The organism is Pseudomonas sp. SMSB3 (genome assembly GCF_052041965.1).
Taxonomy (GTDB): Bacteria; Pseudomonadota; Gammaproteobacteria; order Pseudomonadales; family Pseudomonadaceae; genus Aquipseudomonas.
Genome location: NZ_JBKGGV010000001.1, coordinates 372531 through 391108 on the forward strand (window position 1 = coordinate 372531; position 18578 = coordinate 391108).

General features: G+C 63.3%; 16 protein-coding genes. 12 read left to right on the forward strand and 4 right to left on the reverse strand.

What is annotated here, in order from left to right; translation table 11 throughout:
- Positions 1-172 precede the first annotated feature (172 nt).
- The 5 genes from ACLEJW_RS01715 to ACLEJW_RS01735 all read left to right on the forward strand — a co-directional run bounded on the left by ACLEJW_RS01715 (position 173) and on the right by ACLEJW_RS01735 (position 5433).
- Positions 173-1081 carry a carbohydrate ABC transporter permease gene (locus ACLEJW_RS01715; RefSeq protein WP_145185371.1) on the forward strand — a complete coding sequence of 303 codons (909 nt, stop codon included), beginning with the start codon at positions 173-175 and terminating at the stop codon, positions 1079-1081.
- Entirely contained in the window at positions 1074-1919 is an 846-nt protein-coding gene (locus ACLEJW_RS01720) for a carbohydrate ABC transporter permease (protein WP_145185374.1), read from the forward strand. Before ACLEJW_RS01715 ends, ACLEJW_RS01720 begins: the two co-directional genes overlap by 8 nt.
- Positions 1920-1922: 3 nt before the next feature.
- Positions 1923-3077: an ABC transporter ATP-binding protein gene (locus ACLEJW_RS01725; protein WP_440776899.1), complete on the forward strand. Its 1155-nt coding sequence runs from the start codon at positions 1923-1925 to the stop codon at positions 3075-3077.
- 40 nt (positions 3078-3117) lie between these two features.
- Positions 3118-4461 (forward strand): carbohydrate porin, encoded by a 1344-nt coding sequence (locus tag ACLEJW_RS01730; RefSeq protein ID WP_145185380.1) that lies wholly within the window; start codon positions 3118-3120, stop codon positions 4459-4461.
- A gap of 117 nt (positions 4462-4578) precedes the next feature.
- Complete coding sequence (locus ACLEJW_RS01735) at positions 4579-5433, forward strand: D-hexose-6-phosphate mutarotase (protein WP_313295664.1); 855 nt, start codon at positions 4579-4581, stop codon at positions 5431-5433.
- Here the strand turns inward: ACLEJW_RS01735 and hexR are convergent.
- Positions 5426-6289 (reverse strand): DNA-binding transcriptional regulator HexR, encoded by an 864-nt coding sequence (gene hexR, locus ACLEJW_RS01740; protein ID WP_440776972.1) that lies wholly within the window; start codon positions 6287-6289, stop codon positions 5426-5428. The genes ACLEJW_RS01735 and hexR overlap by 8 nt on opposite strands.
- A 212-nt stretch (positions 6290-6501) precedes the next feature.
- Here hexR and zwf point away from each other — a divergent pair, with 212 nt between their 5' ends.
- Genes zwf through ACLEJW_RS01755 form a run of 3 tightly spaced genes read left to right on the forward strand, consistent with a single transcriptional unit; the run spans position 6502 to position 9369 of the window.
- The gene (gene zwf, locus ACLEJW_RS01745; protein WP_145185389.1) at positions 6502-7971 is read left to right on the forward strand and encodes a glucose-6-phosphate dehydrogenase; all 1470 of its coding nucleotides are present in this window, start codon (positions 6502-6504) and stop codon (positions 7969-7971) included.
- Complete coding sequence (gene pgl, locus ACLEJW_RS01750; protein WP_145185393.1) at positions 7958-8671, forward strand: 6-phosphogluconolactonase; 714 nt, start codon at positions 7958-7960, stop codon at positions 8669-8671. Before zwf ends, pgl begins: the two co-directional genes overlap by 14 nt.
- A gap of 17 nt (positions 8672-8688) precedes the next feature.
- Entirely contained in the window at positions 8689-9369 is a 681-nt protein-coding gene (locus ACLEJW_RS01755) for a bifunctional 4-hydroxy-2-oxoglutarate aldolase/2-dehydro-3-deoxy-phosphogluconate aldolase (RefSeq protein ID WP_145185396.1), read from the forward strand.
- A gap of 189 nt (positions 9370-9558) precedes the next feature.
- Here the strand turns inward: ACLEJW_RS01755 and leuA are convergent, their stop codons facing one another.
- From leuA to xseA, 3 genes are all read right to left on the reverse strand, one after another.
- Entirely contained in the window at positions 9559-11232 is a 1674-nt protein-coding gene (gene leuA / locus ACLEJW_RS01760) for a 2-isopropylmalate synthase (RefSeq protein ID WP_145185399.1), read from the reverse strand.
- Between the two features lie 344 nt (positions 11233-11576).
- Complete coding sequence (locus ACLEJW_RS01765; protein ID WP_440776900.1) at positions 11577-12404, reverse strand: peptidoglycan DD-metalloendopeptidase family protein; 828 nt, start codon at positions 12402-12404, stop codon at positions 11577-11579.
- A 3-nt stretch (positions 12405-12407) separates the two neighbouring features.
- Positions 12408-13787 carry an exodeoxyribonuclease VII large subunit gene (xseA, locus tag ACLEJW_RS01770; protein WP_313456035.1) on the reverse strand — a complete coding sequence of 460 codons (1380 nt, stop codon included), beginning with the start codon at positions 13785-13787 and terminating at the stop codon, positions 12408-12410.
- A 120-nt stretch (positions 13788-13907) separates the two neighbouring features.
- Between xseA and ACLEJW_RS01775 the strand changes: the two genes are divergently transcribed.
- The 4 genes from ACLEJW_RS01775 (at position 13908) to guaA (ending at position 18564) form a co-directional block, all read left to right on the forward strand.
- Positions 13908-14663, forward strand: a complete 756-nt coding sequence (locus tag ACLEJW_RS01775) for a sulfite exporter TauE/SafE family protein (protein ID WP_313295674.1) — start codon at positions 13908-13910, stop codon at positions 14661-14663.
- A gap of 46 nt (positions 14664-14709) precedes the next feature.
- Entirely contained in the window at positions 14710-15258 is a 549-nt protein-coding gene (locus ACLEJW_RS01780; RefSeq protein WP_145185410.1) for a sugar ABC transporter ATPase, read from the forward strand.
- 132 nt (positions 15259-15390) lie between these two features.
- Positions 15391-16860: an IMP dehydrogenase gene (guaB, locus tag ACLEJW_RS01785; protein WP_145185413.1), complete on the forward strand. Its 1470-nt coding sequence runs from the start codon at positions 15391-15393 to the stop codon at positions 16858-16860.
- A 126-nt stretch (positions 16861-16986) separates the two neighbouring features.
- Complete coding sequence (guaA, locus tag ACLEJW_RS01790; RefSeq protein ID WP_145185416.1) at positions 16987-18564, forward strand: glutamine-hydrolyzing GMP synthase; 1578 nt, start codon at positions 16987-16989, stop codon at positions 18562-18564.
- Positions 18565-18578 lie beyond the last annotated feature (14 nt).

Here is an 18578-nt window from a genome sequence, read left to right on the forward strand (position 1 = left end):
TTCAGACGCTTGCGCGGCCTTCGTCGCGCCAGGACCGCCGAGCGGTCCCGGAACCCGGCAGCGCAGGCCCTTCGGAACAGTTCTGCCATTCGGCGTTGGGGCTGCTAGGCAGCCCTTTTCGCGACCCAAGGCCGCTGCCACGAACCCTGTGACAGCGCTTTAAAGGTGACCCATGACTACAGCGACCGCCCAATTGCGGGCCACTCCCCTGGACGCGCTACAGCGCTGGCTACCGAAACTGGTGCTGGCGCCGAGCATGTTCATCGTTCTGGTGGGGTTCTACGGCTACATTCTCTGGACCTTTGTCCTGTCCTTCACCACCTCCACCTTCCTGCCCACCTACAAATGGGCGGGGCTGGCGCAGTACACGCGGTTGTTCGACAACGATCGCTGGTGGGTGGCGAGCAAGAACCTGCTGGTGTTCGGCGGATTGTTCATTGCCGTGAGCCTGGCGATCGGCGTGCTGCTGGCCGTGCTGCTGGACCAGCGCATTCGTCGCGAAGGCTTCATCCGCACCATTTACCTGTACCCCATGGCGCTGTCGATGATCGTCACCGGTACGGCGTGGAAATGGCTGCTCAACCCTGGCATGGGCCTGGACAAGCTGCTGCGCGACTGGGGCTGGGAGGGCTTTCGCTTCGACTGGCTGATCGACCCGGACCGGGTGGTGTACTGCCTGGTGATCGCTGCCGTGTGGCAGGCCTCGGGGTTCATCATGGCGATGTTCCTGGCCGGCCTGCGTGGGGTCGATCAGTCGATCATCCGCGCAGCGCAGATCGATGGCGCCAGCCTGCCACGCATTTACTGGACTGTGGTGCTGCCCAGCCTGCGCCCGGTGTTTTTCAGCTCGCTGATGATCCTTTCGCACATCGCGATCAAGAGCTTCGACCTGGTGGCGGCGATGACCGCCGGTGGTCCGGGGTACTCATCGGACCTGCCAGCGATGTTCATGTACTCGTTCACCTTCAGTCGCGGCCAGATGGGCATGGGCTCGGCCAGCGCGATCCTCATGCTCGGAGCGATCCTGGCGATCCTCGTGCCGTACCTGTATTCGGAACTGCGGAGCAAGCGCCATGCATGATCCAGCCGTCAAACCGGCGCTGAGCCTGAGCCGCGTCGTCATCTACGCCGTCTTGCTGGTCGCGGTGCTGCTGTACCTGGTGCCGCTGGTGGTGATGCTGCTCACCAGCTTCAAGACCCCCGAAGACATCAGCGCCGGCAACCTGCTCAGCTGGCCTGCGGTGATCACCGGCATTGGCTGGATCAAGGCCTGGGACACGGTCAGTGGTTACTTCTGGAACTCGATCATGATCACCGTGCCGGCGGTGCTGATCTCTACCGCGATCGGCGCGCTGAACGGTTATGTGCTGTCGATGTGGCGCTTCCGTGGCTCGCAGCTGTTCTTCGGCTTGCTGCTGTTCGGTTGCTTCCTGCCATTCCAGACAGTGCTGCTGCCTGCTTCGTTCACCCTCGGCAAACTGGGCCTGGCCAGCACCACCACCGGTCTGGTGCTGGTCCACGTGGTGTACGGACTGGCGTTCACCACGCTGTTCTTCCGCAATTTCTACGTCGGCATACCCGACGCGCTGGTCAAGGCGGCGCGTCTGGATGGCGCAGGGTTCTTCACCATTTTCCGGCGCATCATCCTGCCGATGTCGACGCCGATCATCATGGTCTGCCTGATCTGGCAGTTCACCCAGATCTGGAACGACTTCCTGTTCGGGGTGGTCTTTTCCAGCGGCGATTCCCAGCCGATCACCGTGGCGCTCAACAACCTGGTCAACACCAGCACGGGGGCCAAGGAATACAACGTCGACATGGCAGCGGCGATGATCGCCGGCCTGCCCACCCTGCTGGTGTACGTCGTGGCAGGCAAGTATTTCGTCCGCGGGCTCACGGCCGGCGCAGTCAAGGGGTAAGTCATGGCAACGCTTGAACTTCGCAATGTAAACAAGACCTTCGGCAGTGGCCTGCCCGACACCCTCAAGGACATCCAGCTGGCGATCAAGGACGGTGAATTCCTGATCCTGGTGGGCCCGTCCGGGTGCGGCAAGTCGACGTTGATGAACTGCATCGCCGGCCTTGAAACCATCAGTGGCGGCGCCATCCTGATCGACGACCAGGATGTCAGTGGCATGAGCCCGAAGGATCGCGACATCGCCATGGTGTTCCAGTCCTACGCGCTGTACCCGACCATGACCGTGCGCGGCAACATCGAGTTCGGCTTGAAGATCCGCAAGATGGACCCGGCAGCCATCGACGCGGAAGTCGCGCGCGTGGCCAAGCTGCTGCAGATCGAGCACTTGCTCGAGCGCAAGCCGTCGCAGCTCTCGGGCGGTCAGCAGCAGCGCGTGGCGATGGGCCGGGCGCTGGCGCGGCGGCCGAAGATCTACCTGTTCGACGAACCGCTGTCGAACCTCGACGCCAAGCTGCGCGTTGAGATGCGCACTGAAATGAAACTGATGCACCAACGCCTGAAAACCACCACGGTCTACGTCACCCACGACCAGATCGAAGCCATGACCCTGGGCGACAAGGTGGCGGTGATGAAGGACGGCATCATCCAGCAGTTCGGCACCCCGCAGCAGATCTACAACGACCCGGCCAACCAGTTCGTCGCCAGCTTCATCGGCTCACCGCCCATGAATTTCATACCCGTGCGCCTGACGCAGCAGGACGGGCGGATGATGGCGCCGCTCGACAGCGGCCAGGCACGCTGCGAATTGCCGTTGGGGCCAGCCGATGCGGCGCTGCAGGGCCGCCAGGTGATCCTCGGCATTCGCCCCGAGCAGATCAGCCTTGGGGGCGGGGAGGGCAATGGCCTGCCGGCGATCCGCGCAGAGGTGCAGGTGACCGAGCCGACCGGGCCAGACTTGCTGGTATTCGTCACCCTCAACCAGACCAAGGTCTGCTGCCGTTTGGCACCCGATACCCACTGCCGGGTCGGCGACAGCCTCACGCTGCAGCTTGACCCGGCCCGGGTGCTGCTGTTCGACGCCGACAGCGGCGAGCGCTTGCACCTGGCCAGCAACACCACCGCAGTGAAGGACAACGTGGCTCATTTCGTGGGCCGCTGACTCGTCTACACCATCAATAAGAAAAAGAGGACGCAAAGGGATGGAACAGCGCAATCGCATCAAAACACTGGGCTCGCTGGCTCTGCTTGCCGTGGTTGGCAGCAGCGGCGCCCAGGCTGCCGAAGCATTTTCCAGCGAATCGAAATGGATGAGTGGGGATTGGGGCGGAGCTCGCACCGAGTTGCTGGACAAGGGCTACGACTTCACCCTCGACTACGTCGGTGAGGTGGCCGGTAACCTCAATGGCGGCTACAACGACGACAAGACAGCCCGCTACAGCGACCAGTTCGCCCTTGGCGCACACCTGGACTTGCAGAAGATCTTCGGTTGGCACGACGCCGAGTTCAAGTTGGGGATCACCGAGCGCAGTGGTCGCAACCTGTCCAACGACCGCATCAGCGACCCGCGCGCCGGGCAGTTCAGCTCGGTACAGGAAGTCTGGGGGCGCGGCCAGACGTGGCGCCTGACCCAGCTGTGGGTCAAGCAGAAGTACTTCGATGGCGCCCTGGACGTGAAATTCGGCCGCTTCGGCGAGGGCGAGGACTTCAACAGTTTCCCCTGCGACTTCCAGAACCTGGCGTTCTGTGGCTCGCAGGTGGGCAACTGGGTGGGCGGCATCTGGTACAACTGGCCGGTCAGCCAGTGGGCGCTGCGGGTCAAGTACAACATCACTCCGGAATTCTTCGTCCAGGTGGGCGCGTTCGAGCAAAACCCCTCGAACCTGGAAACCGGCAATGGCTTCAAGCTCAGCGGCAGCGGCACCAAGGGTGCCATCTTGCCAGTGGAGGCGGTCTGGTCGCCGAAGGTCAATGGCTTGCCGGGCGAATATCGACTCGGTTACTACTACAGCACCGCTGACGCCGAGGATGTCTACAAGGATGTCAACGGCAACCCGCAGGGCATCAGCGGCGCTGGCTTCAAGTCGCATTCGAGCAAGCATGGCTGGTGGGTCGTGGCGCAGCAGCAGATCACCGCGCAGGGCGGCGACGTCAACCGCGGCCTGAGCCTGTTCGCCAACTTCACCGTGCATGACAAGGCGACCAACGTGGTCGACAACTACCAGCAGGTGGGCCTGGTCTACAAAGGCGCCTTCGATGCACGGCCCAAGGACGACATCGGCTTCGGCATCGCCCGCATCCACGTCAACGACGACGTCAAGAAACGCGCCCAGCAGCTCAATGCGCAGAACGGCATCGACGATTACGACAATCCAGGCTTCCTGCCGTTGCAGCGTACCGAGTACAACGCCGAGCTCTACTACGGCTTCCACGTCACCAATTGGCTGACCGTGCGGCCTAACCTGCAGTACATCAAGAGCCCAGGCGGGGTGGATGAGGTCGACAATGCACTGGTGGCAGGGTTGAAGATTCAGTCGTCATTCTAAGCTTAGTTGTTGTAAATTTACGCCAATCCACACTCGGCTCCCGGCACCCACTGGCTTGCAGTGGTTGTCGGGAACGGGCCGAGACAGCGCTATCTCAAACAACAAGAGCTTGGAACCATGCCTGAACATCCGCTCCATCGCTTCTTCACCTCGCAGCGGCCCAGGCCGACCTTCGAGTGGGAGCGTTACCAGCAGCGCGATGTGCTGATCATCGATCACCCCCGTTGCCAGGCGGTATTCAGTCGCCAGGGTGCGCAACTACTGCACTTTCAACCGGCCGGGGAGCGGCCGTGGTTATGGTGCGCCGAACAATGGCCGCAAGTGGGCGCGATTCGCGGTGGTGTGCCGGTCTGCTGGCCCTGGTACGGGCGTCACCCCAGCGAGGATTTGTGGCCGGCGCACGGTTGGGCGCGGCTGCTCGACTGGAAGCTGGTGGACAGCCGCGAAGACGCTGACGGCGTTACCCTGAAATGGCGCCTCGACCTGTGCGACTGGCAGGTCGATCTGCATGCGCGCCTGGGTAATCGCATGGAATTGAGCCTGAGCACCGAGCATCAGGACAGCGAACCGTGCCAGCTGAGCCATGCGCTGCTGGCCTACTGGCGCATCAGTGACGTGTCTGAGATAGCGCTGTCTGGCCTTGAAGACATCGAAGGTTATGACCGCCTGAACCGCCAGCGCTGCCGGGAGCAGGGGGCGCTGAGGCTCAGGGGCGGCTGCCAGAAGGTCTATCCAGGTACTGCGCGAGTGCAGCTCAATGACCCGGCCTGGGAGCGCGAGTTGTGCATCGATACCGGCGACAGCGACGACACCGTGGTGTGGCATCCGGGCAACCGGCCGCTGATGGGCGTCAGTGGCCGCGAGTGCCAGGGCTTCGTCTGTGTCGAAGCGGCCAGCGGCAGCGACGAGGGCCTGAGCCTGGCACCCGGTCAACGGGCTCACCTGCGCCTGCAGGCGCACCGGCTCAATTGAGTTCGTCGTCCTCGATCGGGTAGCGGCTGGCGTTGAGGCTTTCCTTGATCTTGCGCAGATGGGGCTGGAAATCCACGCCACGGCGCAGGGTCATGCCGGTAGCCAGCACATCGAGCACGGTCAGTTGAATGATGCGCGAGGTCATCGGCATGTAAATGTCGGTATCTTCCGGCAGGGGAATGTGCAGGCTCAGGCTGCAGGCCTGCGCCAACGGTGATCCGGCCGCCGTGATGCCCAGGACCGAAGCGCCGTTTTCCCTGGCCAGGCGGGCCACTTCGACCAGCTCGCGGGTGCGCCCGGTGTAGGAGATGATCACGAACAGATCGCCGGTGTGGGCTACCGAAGCCAGCATGCGCTGCATCAGCACATCGGCATGGGCCGACACTGCCAGGTTGAAGCGAAAGAACTTGTGCTGGGCATCCAGGGCCACCGGCGCCGAGGCACCCAGGCCGAAGAAGTGGATCTGCCGGGCCTGGATCATCATGTCCACCGCGCGGCTGACCTGTTGCGGGTCCAGTTGCTGGCAGGCGCTGTCGAGCGAGGCGATGGCGCTGCCGAAGATTTTCTGGGTATAGGCCGCTGGATCGTCATCGGCGGCCACGGCGCGGCTGACATAGGCCGCGCCGCTGGCCAGGCTCTGCGCCAGTTGCAGTTTGAGTTCCGGGTAGCCGCTGACGCCGAACGAGCGGCAGAAGCGGTTGACGGTCGGCTCGCTGACCTTGGCCGCCTGGGCCAGCGCGGCGATGCTGAAGCGAGTGGCTTGTTGCGGGTTGAGCAGGATGACTTCGGCGACTTTGCGTTCGGCCTTGTTCAGCTCGTCGAGGCGGCCCTGGATCTGCTCCAGGAGGTTACGCACGCGGTCCATGGTATGTCCTTGGGTCGGGAAGACAGCCGGCTGAGGGAGCAGCAGGCTTTATTGCAGGTCGTCTATCGTACTGTCGGGGCGTTATGCGCACCACTCGTCTGTAACGTTTAGGCAGTATGTTGTAGTTTTTACTACATTATTCCTTGAAAACCCGGTGTGAAACCGGTATTTCTAGTCCAACTTTAGGAAAGAAACCCAACATCATGGCTGCGATCAGTGTTGAACCTTGCACCTTCGCCCTGTTTGGCGCCCTCGGCGACCTGGCATTGCGCAAGCTGTTTCCTGCGCTTTATCAGCTCGACCGTGCCAACTTGCTGCACGCCGACACCCGGCTGCTGGCCCTGGCGCGCGAGCCGGGCAGCGCGCAGGAGCACCTGAACGACATCGAGGCGCACTTGCGCCGGCATGTGCCGGAAACCGATATCGAGCCCGCCGCCTTGGGTCGTTTCCTTGCTCGCTTGAGCTACCAGCACCTGGATTTCCTGCAAGCCGATGGTTACCAGGCGCTGGCCGAACAGGTGGTGGGCGAGCAGCCGCTGATTGCCTATTTCGCTACAGCAGCCGCCGTTTACGGGGCCATCTGTGAAAACCTCGACAAGGCAGGCCTGGCACCGCGCACCCGTGTCGTGCTGGAAAAACCCATCGGCCATGACCTTGAATCGTCGCGGCGGGTCAATGATGCGGTCGCGCGTTTCTTCCCGGAAAGCCGGGTCTATCGCATCGACCATTACCTGGGCAAGGAAACCGTCCAGAACCTCATCGCCCTGCGGTTCGCCAACAGCCTCTTCGAAACCCAGTGGAACCAGAATTCCATCTCCCACGTGGAAATCACCGTGGCCGAGAAGGTCGGCATCGAAGGCCGCTGGGGCTATTTCGACAAGGCTGGCCAGCTGCGTGACATGATTCAGAACCACCTGCTGCAGCTGCTGTGCCTGATTGCCATGGACCCCCCGAGCGAGTTGTCGGCCGACAGCATTCGTGACGAGAAGGTCAAGGTGCTCAAGGCCCTGGCGCCCATTACCGGGGAAGGCCTGACCACCCGCGTGGTGCGCGGCCAATACATCGCCGGCTACAGCGACGGCAAGCCCGTGCCGGGTTACCTCGAGGAAGACAACTGCAACGCCCAGAGCGACACCGAAACCTTCGTCGCCTTGCGTGCCGACATCCGCAACTGGCGCTGGTCCGGCGTGCCGTTCTACCTGCGTACTGGCAAGCGCATGCCGCAGAAGCTGTCGCAGATCGTCATTCATTTCAAGGAAACCCCGCACTACATCTTCGCCCCGGAGCAGCGCTTGCAAGTCGGCAACAAGCTGATCATCCGCTTGCAACCGGACGAGGGCATCTCCTTGCGGGTGATGACCAAGGAGCAAGGCCTGGACAAGGGCATGCAATTGCGCAGCGGCCCGTTGCAACTGAATTTTTCCGACACCTGGCGCAGTGCGCGGATTCCGGATGCCTACGAGCGCCTGCTGCTGGAGGTGATGCGCGGTAACCAGAACCTGTTCGTGCGCAAGGATGAAATCGAGTACGCCTGGAAGTGGTGTGACCAGTTGATCGCCGGTTGGCAAAGCGCGGGCGATGCGCCCAAACCTTACGCTGCCGGTTCCTGGGGGCCGATGAGCTCGATTGCATTGATTACCCGAGATGGGAGGGCATGGTATGGCGATATCTGAACTGCAACTGCCAGCATCCGTGAAGGCTCACGCGCTGGCCGACGCCAACGCCTTGGCCAGTACGCTGGCCGCTGACGTCGCGCAACGGCTAGGTGAAGCCATTGCGCGTAACGGTCAGGCTTGCGTGGTGCTGTCAGGCGGGCGCAGCCCGGTGCCGTTTCTGCAGCGACTGGCCAGTGAGCCGCTGGACTGGAGCAAGGTCACGGTGAGCCTGGCGGACGAACGCTGGGTACCGGTCGAACACCCCGACAGCAACGCCGGCCTGCTGGCCCGGCATCTATTCAAGGGGCCGGCGGCCAAGGCACGCTTCATAGGCCTCTATCGACAGGCGGAGAATGTCGATAACGCGGCGGCTGAAGCCGACCAGGCATTGGCCGACCTGCCCTCGATCGATGTGCTGGTGCTGGGTATGGGCGACGATGGCCACACTGCGTCGCTGTTCCCCAACAGCCCCAACCTGGCCGAGGCGCTGGACCCCGCTGGCAAGCGCCGCTGCTTGCCACTGCTGGCGCCGAGCGTGCCGCACCAGCGCCTGTCGATGACCCGCGCACTGCTGGCCAGCGCCGCGTTCACCGCGCTGTCCGTGCAAGGTCCGGGCAAACTCGCTACCCTGCGCGCCGCGCTGGCGGGCAACGACCTGTCCGAAATGCCGATTCGCGCCTTTCTTCACGACCCCCTGGACATCTACTGGTGCCCATGAGCCAAGGATCCACTGTCATGACCACCCTTGAACGCCCTCAGCCAAAGCTCTCGATGGCCGACAAAGCCGCGCGGATCGATGCCATTTGCGAAACGGCGCGCATCCTGCCGGTAATCACCATCGCCCGCGAGGAGGACATTCTGCCATTGGCTGACGCCTTGGCTGCTGGCGGTATCCGCACCTTGGAAGTGACCTTGCGTTCGCAGCATGGCCTGAAGGCCATCGAGGTGCTGCGTGAACAGCGCCCGGAGCTGTGCGTAGGCGCCGGCACGGTGCTCGATCGCAAGATGTTCGCCGCGGTCGAAGCGGCGGGCGCGCAGTTTGTGGTGACTCCGGGTATCACCGAGGACATTCTCGAGGCCGGGGTCGATAGCGAGATCCCGCTGTTGCCAGGCATCAGCACGCCGTCCGAAATCATGCTGGGCTATGCCCTGGGCTACCGCCGGTTCAAGCTGTTCCCTGCTGAGATCAGCGGCGGCGTGGCGGCGATCAAGGCATTCGGCGGGCCATTCGGCGACATTCGTTTCTGCCCGACCGGTGGGGTCAACCCGGCTAACGTGCGCAATTACATGGCCTTGCCCAATGTGATGTGCGTCGGCGGTACCTGGATGCTCGATAGCAGTTGGATCAAGAACGGCGATTGGGCGCGGATCCAGGCGTGCAGCGCCGAAGCGATGGCACTGCTGGACGCCAACTGATTTCGTTGTGTGCTTTACGGCTTATGGGGCGCTTGGTCGGCGCCCCTTTTTTTTTGTCTGCAGTAGTTCCAGGTGCTCAAGGAGTGCCGGCGTGCCGCGCCGTTATTCGCAGAGCCCAGGCTCGCCCATGCAGACCAACGAAAAAGCCCGCATCGAGGGATGCGGGCTTTTCTTGCGAACGGCCCAGGCTTAGGCCGCCTTGGCTTCCTGCTGGCTCAGCGAGCGGTTCAGCGCACTGAACAGCGCCTTGAAGCTGGCGGTGGTGATGTTCTCATCGATACCAACACCATGGACCGGGCGACCACCGGCCACGCGCAGTTCGATGTAGGCCGCCGCCTTGGCGTTGGTGCCTGCGCCGATGGCGTGTTCGTTGTAGTCCATGATTTCCACGGCGACCGGCAGACCGGCGACCAGGGCTTCCAGGGCGCCATTGCCCTTGCCGCGCCAATGCAGCGTGGTTTCGCCCTCGCCGGCGACTTCGACTTCCACCGCGCTGTGGCCGTTTTCTTCCTGCAGGCGGTGGCTGACCAGCGCATACGGCGCGTTGGCCTGCAGGTATTCCTTGTGCAGCAGGCTGTAGATCTGCTGCGCAGTCATTTCCAAGCCCAGGCGGTCGGTTTCGCTCTGCACCACCTGGCTGAACTCGATCTGCATGCGGCGCGGCAGGCTGATGCCGTATTCCTGCTCGAGCAGATAGGTAATGCCGCCTTTGCCCGACTGGCTGTTGACGCGGATCACCGCCTCGTAGCTGCGGCCGATGTCGGCCGGATCGATCGGCAGGTACGGCACTTCCCACACTTGACCGTCTTGCTGCTTGGCGAAGCCTTTGCGGATGGCATCCTGGTGTGAGCCGGAGAAGGCGGTGTGGACCAGGTCGCCTACGTAAGGGTGGCGTGGGTGCACCGGCAACTGGTTGCATTCCTCGACGACCTTGCGCACGCCGTCGATGTCGGAGAAGTCCAGCAGCGGGTCGATGCCCTGGGTGTAGAGGTTCAGTGCGAGGGTCACCAAGTCGACGTTACCGGTGCGCTCGCCGTTGCCGAACAGGCAGCCTTCGGCGCGATCGGCCCCGGCCATCAGACCCAGTTCGGTGGCAGCGATGCCGGTGCCGCGGTCGTTGTGGCAGTGCAGGCTGATGATCACGCTGTCACGACGGCTGACGTTGCGGCAGAACCACTCGATCTGGTCGGCATACACGTTGGGCGTGGAGACCTCCACGGTAGCCGGCAGGTTGAGGATGATCTTGTGCTCAGGCGTCGGGTTCCACACCTCGATGACGGCGTCGCAGACTTCCTTGGCGAATTCCATTTCAGTGGCGCTGAAGGTTTCAGGCGAATACTGGAAGGTCCATTGGGTGTCCGGCTGCTGGGCTGCGTATTTGACGAACAGTTTGGCGGCGTTCACTGCAATGTCCTTCACGCCCTGCTTGTCCTGGTTGAAGACGATGCGGCGGAACGACGGGCAGGTGGCGTTGTACAGGTGGACAATGGCTTTCTTGGCCCCGCGCAGCGACTCGAAGGTGCGCGCGATCAAGTCTTCACGGGCCTGGGTGAGCACCTGGATGGTGGTGTCGTCAGGAATGTGACCCTCTTCGATCAGCGTCCGCACGAAGTCGAAGTCGGTCTGCGAGGCCGATGGGAACGACGCCTCGATCTCTTTCACGCCCACCTGCACCAAGGTCTTCCAGAAGCGCAGCTTCTTCTCGGCATCCATCGGCTCGATCAGCGACTGGTTGCCATCACGCAGGTCCGAACTGCACCAGATCGGCGCCTGGGTGATGGTCTTCGATGGCCAGGTACGGTCAGGCAGGTCGATGGTTGGGAAGGCGCGGTATTTCTGCGAAGGGTCTTTGAGCATGGTCATGGAAGCGTTCCTGTTGTCTGCGGCCGAAAATCGGGCCTGCCGTGTGCTGACGAGATAAAGAGGCGAGGCGATGCGATTTAGCCTGGTAGTCGGGCGCTGACCAGGCAGAGGCTGCGGTGTTGTCGGAGCAGAATGAGGGTTTCGAGGGTTTTCATGCCCTCAAACTTAACCAGTGGGGTAGGGGAAGGCAAGCGTTGCAGAAAAATTGAGATAAATGCTTAAAAAAAGCGTATTTGCAAGATTTTGTGGCTGTTAGTTACTTGATAGGTAGAAATTTTTGCGCTGTCTTTTTCGATGGCGCAACTCGGGAGAAGTCGCACTAGCAGCTCGGATTTCCGCCTGGTTCACGGCTGGAAAGCGCCGATGAAGATCGCCGGGTCGACCCGCGCGTCATTGAGGCTAACGTTCCAATGCATGTGCGGACCCGTCGCCCGTCCGGTTGAACCGACCCGGCCAACCACTTCGCCGCGACGCAACTGCTGGCCGACCTGCACGTCGATCTTCGACATGTGGCAGAACATGCTGATGAATCCCTGGCCGTGGTCGACGAACACCGTGCGGCCGTTGAAGAAGTAGTCGCCTACCAGGATCACCTTGCCATTGGCAGGCGTCTTGATCGGCGTACCAGCTGGTACCGCGAAGTCCAGCCCGGCGTGGGGGTTGCGTTCTTCGCCGTTGAAGAAGCGGCGTACGCCGAACTTGCTCGACAGCGGCCCGTTGACCGGCTTGTCCAGGATCAGGTTGCTCGGCAGCACCTGGCTGAAGCTGCGGTAGGCCTTGATCTGCTCCGCCAGCTCGCGGTCGATGCGCTTGAGGTCGGCCGGGTTCGGGTTGACCTGCCGGGTGTTCTTGAGGGTGATGCGCTGTTCGGGGTACTGCTTGCTGCTGACGTTGAAGGCCAGGTTGCGCCCGCCCTGAGTCAGCACCGCAGTGCCCGGCTTCTGGGTCAGTGGAATGCCGACGATGGCCAGCCAGTTGTCCTGCTCCTTGACCACCAGCACCGGCTTACCGTCGAAGCGCGCACTGGGCGCTGCCGCCGCCGGCCCGAGGTCGACCACCGCCACGCCACCGGGCACGGGCTTGTTCAGTGTGCGGGTGATGTAGCTGGCCTGGGCACCTGCGGCCAGCAACAGGAGGGAAAGGGCGAGCAGGGGCATGAACAGGCGGGGCATGTGTCAGTCCAGTAGCGAGAGGGTGACCGGAGTCAGGTGATTGTCTTCGACGCGCACCTGCAGTTCGCCTTCGTTCAGGCGGGCTGTGAGGCGCTGGCCGTTGCGCGTCTGCTCGGCGCTGCGGATGGCCTGGCCATGCTCGTCGAGCAAGATGCTGTAGCCGCGCGCCAAGGTGGCCAGCGGGCTGACCACCTGCAGCGTTTGCAGCTGCGCCTGAAAGCGCTGGCGGCGATCCTTGAGCGCGTCGCGCATGGCCCGTGGCAGGCGTTCGGCCAGGCTGTCCAGGCGTTGCCCGAGGAGCTTCAAGGTGCGCCCAGGATGCTGCGCGGCCAGGCGCGTATCGAGCCGGCCGAGGCGCTCGCGGCGCTGGTTGAGGCTGAGCAGGAAGGCCCGGCGCAGGCGCATGTCCAGATCGTCCAGGCGCTGCGCCTGCTGACGCAGCCGTTCGCCTGGATGGCGTAGGCGGCGGGTCAGCGAATCGAGGCGCAGGCGGTCATGGGTGATGCGGTTGCGCATGCGCAGCAGCAGGCGTCGCTGCAGGCCGTCCAGGCGCTGTTGCAGGCCGCTGCTGTCAGGGGCCAGCAGCTCGGCGGCAGCCGAGGGCGTGGGCGCGCGGACGTCGGCGACGAAGTCGCTGATCGAGACATCGGTTTCGTGGCCGACGGCGCTGACGATCGGCGTGACGCAGGCCGCCACCGCGCGCGCCACGGCTTCTTCGTTGAAACACCAGAGGTCTTCCAGCGAGCCGCCGCCACGGGCCAGGATCAGCGCATCGAAACCTTGGCGATCGGCCTGTTGCAGGGCGTGGACGATTTGCCGGATCGCTTCGCGGCCTTGCACGGCAGTGGGAATCAGATTGAGCTCGACCTGCGGTGCGCGGCGACGGAACACGCTGATGATGTCGCGGATAACCGCGCCGGTGGGCGAGGTGATGATGCCGATGCGCTGCGGGTGGGCCGGCAGCGGCCGCTTGCGCTCGGCGCTGAACAGCCCTTCGGCGCCGAGCTTCTCCTTCAAGGCCTCGAAGGCCAGGCGCAGTGCGCCATCACCGGCAGGCTCGACGGTGTCGAGGATCAATTGATAATCGCCGCGCCCTTCGAACAGCGAAACCTTGCCGCGCACCCGCACCGCCAGGCCATCACGCAGGGCCTGGCGCACACGCAGTGCATTCTGCCGGAACAGTGCACAACGCACCTGGGCGCCGCTGTCCTTGAGGGTGAAGTACAGGTGCCCGGAGGCCGGACGGGCGAGGTTGGAGATTTCGCCTTGCACCCAGACACTGCGGAACACGTCTTCGAGCAGCACGCGAGCGCGGCCGTTGAGTTGGCTGACGGTGAGGACGTCGCGGTCCAGGCCGAGTCGTTCGAACGGGTCTTTGATCATCGGCGCATGATACGCGGCTGGCGTGCGATCTGATAGACGTTGCAAAGCGCGCCCGGCCCCTTTCCACCCTTGGCCATTGTCACTACGATGCAGCCTTCAAAGGAATGAGAGGCCAGTGACATGCTCGCCCAGTTACCCTTCGCCGGCCTCGACTGGCTGGCGATCCTGCTGGCCGTCGGCGCGGCCTACATCGTCTTCGGCATTGCCGGCTTTGGCACCGCGCTGGTCGCAGGCCCCGTGTTGATTCACTTCATGCCGCTGTCGCGGATCATCCCGCTGCTGGTGCTGTTGGACTTCGTCGCCGCCTTCGGCAACCTGCTACCGTCACGGCGTGACGTGGTACGCGGTGAGCTGCTGCGCTTGCTACCGTTCATGGCCCTGGGCTGCACCCTCGGCGTGCTGTTCCTGCTGCACTTGAAATCCGACTTGCTGTTGTTGCTGATGGGGCTGTTCGTCACCGGCTACGCCCTTTATAGCCTGGCAGTGAAGGTGCGCCCGTCGAACCTCTCTGGCTTCTGGGCCGTGCCGATGGGCACGGTGGGCGGGCTATTCGGGGCGTTGTTCGGCAGTGGCGGGTTTCTCTACGCGATCTACCTGAGCGCGCGACTGCAGGCCAAGGAACAGGTACGCGCCACCCAGAGCGCGCTGATCAGTTGCAGCACGATGGTGCGCCTGTCGCTGTTTTTGCTTGCCGGGGTGTATGCCGACGTCAGCCTGTTGCTGCTCGCCGCGTGCCTGCTGCCGTGCATGTTCGTCGGCCTGTGGATTGGGCGACGGGTGACCTTGAGGCTATCGCGCGAAGCCTTCGTGCGCCTGGTGACCTGGCTGGTGCTGGTCAGCGGCCTGGCGCTGATCGGTCGCTACCTGAGCGGCTGAGCTGTAGAATCGGGTGATTACCGCAGTCTGCAGGCCCGCCTCGTCCATGAACAGCAAAAGCATCATCGTCCCCAAACTGTCCACCGTCCCTGCCCACGAAGCCCGCGCGCGGGCCATCGTGCGCTGGTTGGTGCGCGAGAAGATCGTCGAGGAGCCGCTGAGCACCTGCGCCAGCACCGGCAATCGCATGGGCCACGCCCTGGCTGAAGGCGCGCGCAAGGTCGCACTGCACCCGGAGAAGCTGCCGTTCGGTCAGCCGGTCAATGGACTGGAAGTGGTGCTCAAGCGCTGCATCTATACGCCGACCGAACACTTTCTCGAAGAAGCCGGCTGCCCGCAGTGCCGCCGCGAAGTCGGCGAGCCGCTGTTCGAAAGCCTCGAGGAGTGGATGCCCGGTGTGAGCGACAATTTCACCTGCCCGCTGTGCGGCCACGAAGACGACATCAACGGGTTCATCTTCTTGCAGCCTTGCGCGTTCTCCAACCTGGGCTTCATTTTCAACAACTGGGGCGAAGCCGGCTTCACCCCGGCCTTCCTCGCCAGCTTCGCCGACTGGCTCGACCAGCCCGTGGCGGTTGTCCATGCTGGGGCCTGACGGCAGCTTGCCGCTCGTAGCGTGCCGCTCGTAGCGTGCCGCTCGTAGCGTGGGCGTCGATTTGCGTTGAGTGGAACGGGGTGGATGAGTATAATGGCGCGCTTCCATTTTTCCCGCCCGGGAGCCCCCGCGATGCTGCGTATCAGCCAAGAAGCCCTGACCTTCGACGATATCCTCCTTGTACCTGGCTACTCCGAGGTACTGCCCAATGAAGTCAGTCTCAAGACCCGTTTGACTCGTGGCATCGAGCTGAACATCCCGCTGGTTTCCGCTGCCATGGACACCGTCACCGAAGCGCGCCTGGCCATCGCCATGGCCCAGGAAGGCGGCATCGGCATCATCCACAAGAACATGACCATCGAGCAGCAGGCCGGCGAAGTGCGCAAGGTCAAGAAGTTCGAGGCTGGCGTGGTCAAGGACCCGATCACCATCGACGCCGACGCCACCGTGCGCGACCTGTTCGAGCTGACCCGCCTGAACAACATCTCCGGCGTTCCGGTACTGGAGAACGGTGACCTGGTCGGTATCGTCACCTCCCGCGACGTACGCTTCGAAAACCGCCTGGAAGCCCAGGTGCGCGACGTGATGACGCCCAAAGAGCGCCTGGTCACCGTCCGCGAAGGCGCCGACAAGAACGAAGTCCGCGAGCTGCTGCACAAGCACCGCCTGGAAAAAGTCCTGATCGTCGACGACAAGTTCACCCTCAAGGGCATGATGACCGTCAAGGACATCGAGAAAGCCAAGGCCTATCCCCTGGCCAGCAAGGACGACCAAGGTCGCCTGCGCGTCGGTGCTGCGGTCGGTACCGGCAAGGATACCGGCGAGCGCGTCGCTGCCCTGGTTGCCGCTGGCGTCGATGTGGTGGTGGTAGACACCGCCCACGGTCACTCCAAAGGCGTGATCGATCGCGTGCGCTGGGTCAAGGAAACCTACCCGCAGGTGCAGGTGATCGGCGGCAACATCGCCACCGGCGCTGCGGCCAAGGCCCTGGCCGAAGCCGGCGCTGACGCGGTCAAGGTCGGTATCGGCCCAGGCTCGATCTGCACCACCCGTATCGTCGCCGGTGTCGGCGTGCCGCAAATCAGCGCCATTGCCAACGTCGCCGCAGCCCTCGCAGGCACTGGCGTGCCGCTGATCGCCGACGGTGGTATCCGCTTCTCGGGTGACCTGTCCAAGGCCATCGTCGCCGGCGCGTCCTGCGTGATGATGGGCTCGATGTTCGCCGGTACCGAAGAAGCACCGGGCGAAGTCGAGCTGTTCCAGGGTCGGTCGTACAAGGCCTACCGCGGCATGGGCTCGCTGGGCGCGATGGCGCAGGCGCAAGGCTCCTCCGACCGTTACTTCCAGGACTCCTCGGCTGGCGCCGAGAAGCTGGTCCCGGAAGGTATCGAAGGCCGCGTGCCGTACAAAGGCGCACTGGCCGCGATCATCCACCAGCTGATGGGCGGCCTGCGTTCGTCCATGGGCTACACCGGCAGCGCCACCATCGAAGAGATGCGCACCAAGCCGGAATTCGTGCGCATCACCGGTGCCGGCATGGCCGAGTCCCATGTGCATGACGTGCAGATTACCAAAGAAGCGCCTAACTACCGCGTCGGCTGACGCCATCAGCGGCAAGCTTCGAGCTACAAGCTATAAGCGGTGGTCGCGTTGTCGCGACTGACGCGTTTTCCCCGATCAACTTGCAGCGTGCAGCGTGAAGCTTGCCGCTGCACCAGAGATTGAGTCATGGCCCTCGACATTCACGCCCACCGTATCCTGATCCTCGATTTCGGTTCCCAGTACACCCAGTTGATCGCCCGCCGCGTGCGCGAGATCGGCGTGTACTGCGAACTGCACCCGTTCGACATGGACGATGAGGCAATCCGCGAATTCAATCCGCGCGGCATCATCCTTGCCGGTGGCCCCGAGTCGGTCCACGAAGCCAACAGCCCGCGTGCCCCGCAGGCCGTGTTCGACCTCAACGTGCCGGTGCTCGGCATTTGCTACGGCATGCAGACCATGGCCGAACAGATGGGCGGCAAGGTGGCAGGTTCGGAGCTGCGCGAGTTCGGTTACGCGCGCGTCGACGTGGTCGGCAAGAGCCGTCTGCTCGATGGCATCGAAGACCACATCGATGCCGATGGCGTACTGGGCCTGGACGTGTGGATGAGCCACGGCGACAAGGTTACCCAGATGCCGGCCGACTTCCATGTGCTGGCCAGCACCCCGAGCTGCCCGATCGCCGGCATGTTCGATGATGCCCGCGGCTACTACGGCGTGCAGTTCCACCCGGAAGTGACCCACACCAAGCAAGGCGGTCGCATCCTGTCGCGTTTCGTGCAGGACATCTGCGGCTGCGAAGCCCTGTGGACCCCGTCCAACATCGTCGAAGACGCCATCGCCCAGGTGCGCGAGCAAGTCGGCTCGGCCAACGTCCTGCTGGGCCTGTCCGGCGGCGTCGACAGCTCGGTGGTTGCCGCGTTGCTGCACCGCGCCATCGGCGACCAGCTGACCTGCGTGTTCGTCGACAACGGCCTGCTGCGCCTGCACGAGGGTGATCAAGTGATGGCCATGTTCAAAGAGAACATGGGCGTCAAGGTGATCCGCGCCGATGCTGAAAAGCAGTTCCTCGACAACCTCGAGGGCGAAGCGGACCCGGAGAAGAAGCGCAAGATCATCGGTCGCACCTTCATCGACGTGTTCGACGCCGAAGCCAGCAAGCTTGAAAACATTCAGTTCCTCGCCCAGGGCACCATCTACCCGGACGTGATCGAATCGGCCGGTGCCAAGAGCGGCAAGGCCCACGTGATCAAGTCGCACCACAACGTCGGTGGCCTGCCTGAAGAAATGAACCTCAAGCTGGTCGAGCCGCTGCGTGAACTGTTCAAGGACGAAGTGCGCAAGATCGGCCTGGAGCTGGGCCTGCCGTACGACATGGTCTACCGCCACCCGTTCCCAGGCCCAGGACTGGGTGTGCGCATCCTCGGCGAAGTGAAGAAGGAATACGCCGACATCCTGCGCCGCGCCGACCACATCTTCATCGAAGAGCTGCGCAAGGCCGACTGGTATCACAAGACCAGCCAGGCCTTCGTGGTGTTCCAGCCGGTCAAGTCGGTGGGCGTCGTAGGCGACGGCCGTCGCTACGCCTGGGTCGTGGCCCTGCGCGCGGTGGAAACCGTGGACTTCATGACCGCACGCTGGGCGCACCTGCCCTACGAGCTGCTGGAAACCGTCAGCGGCCGTATCATCAACGAGATCGAAGGCATTTCGCGCGTCACCTACGACGTATCGAGCAAGCCGCCAGCGACCATCGAGTGGGAATGATCCCGCGTCCGGTC

Bases quoted from the DNA above. Each gene is read 5' to 3' on its own strand.
- ACLEJW_RS01715 (WP_145185371.1), top strand. From the start codon at position 173: ATGACTACAGCGACCGCCCAATTGCGGGCCACTCCCCTGGACGCGCTA.
- ACLEJW_RS01720 (WP_145185374.1), top strand. From the start codon at position 1,074: ATGCATGATCCAGCCGTCAAACCGGCGCTGAGCCTGAGCCGCGTCGTC.
- ACLEJW_RS01725 (WP_440776899.1), top strand. From the start codon at position 1,923: ATGGCAACGCTTGAACTTCGCAATGTAAACAAGACCTTCGGCAGTGGC.
- ACLEJW_RS01730 (WP_145185380.1), top strand. From the start codon at position 3,118: ATGGAACAGCGCAATCGCATCAAAACACTGGGCTCGCTGGCTCTGCTT.
- ACLEJW_RS01735 (WP_313295664.1), top strand. From the start codon at position 4,579: ATGCCTGAACATCCGCTCCATCGCTTCTTCACCTCGCAGCGGCCCAGG.
- zwf (WP_145185389.1), top strand. From the start codon at position 6,502: ATGGCTGCGATCAGTGTTGAACCTTGCACCTTCGCCCTGTTTGGCGCC.
- pgl (WP_145185393.1), top strand. From the start codon at position 7,958: ATGGCGATATCTGAACTGCAACTGCCAGCATCCGTGAAGGCTCACGCG.
- ACLEJW_RS01755 (WP_145185396.1), top strand. From the start codon at position 8,689: ATGACCACCCTTGAACGCCCTCAGCCAAAGCTCTCGATGGCCGACAAA.
- leuA (WP_145185399.1), bottom strand. From the start codon at position 11,232: ATGACCATGCTCAAAGACCCTTCGCAGAAATACCGCGCCTTCCCAACC.
- ACLEJW_RS01765 (WP_440776900.1), bottom strand. From the start codon at position 12,404: ATGCCCCGCCTGTTCATGCCCCTGCTCGCCCTTTCCCTCCTGTTGCTG.
- xseA (WP_313456035.1), bottom strand. From the start codon at position 13,787: ATGATCAAAGACCCGTTCGAACGACTCGGCCTGGACCGCGACGTCCTC.
- ACLEJW_RS01775 (WP_313295674.1), top strand. From the start codon at position 13,908: ATGCTCGCCCAGTTACCCTTCGCCGGCCTCGACTGGCTGGCGATCCTG.
- ACLEJW_RS01780 (WP_145185410.1), top strand. From the start codon at position 14,710: ATGAACAGCAAAAGCATCATCGTCCCCAAACTGTCCACCGTCCCTGCC.
- guaB (WP_145185413.1), top strand. From the start codon at position 15,391: ATGCTGCGTATCAGCCAAGAAGCCCTGACCTTCGACGATATCCTCCTT.
- guaA (WP_145185416.1), top strand. From the start codon at position 16,987: ATGGCCCTCGACATTCACGCCCACCGTATCCTGATCCTCGATTTCGGT.